The 290-nt window shown below is 65.5% G+C and carries 1 protein-coding gene; it reads right to left on the reverse strand.

What is annotated here, in order from left to right:
• On the reverse strand, window positions 1-290 hold a 290-nt coding region (locus tag METUNV1_RS00020; protein ID WP_043358595.1), incomplete at both ends, for a hypothetical protein.

The raw sequence follows: 290 nt of genomic DNA on the forward strand, positions 1-290 counted from the left end.
CATTCGTGCCGCCGAAGGACGAACCGGAAATGCCGGCGTAACCGGTGTTGAAGGCGCCACCGGAGGCGTTGTCGATGGCCAGCGTGCCACCTGCGAGGGTGCCGCCGGAATTGAGCGTGCCGGTTGCACCGTTGAGGTTGAGGGTTGCGTTGGCGTTGTTCAGCGTGCCGACGAGGTTGAGCGCGCCGCGGTCGGCATCGGCCGGTCGGACCAGGGTATTGAACGATGCGGTGTTGAAGCTGCCACCGAGGAAGAGCGTGCCGCTGTCGAGCTGTATGCGCGCGTTGGTG

Origin of the sequence: Methyloversatilis universalis FAM5, assembly GCF_000214035.2 — a bacterium.
In the GTDB taxonomy this organism is placed as follows: domain Bacteria; phylum Pseudomonadota; class Gammaproteobacteria; order Burkholderiales; family Rhodocyclaceae; genus Methyloversatilis; species Methyloversatilis universalis.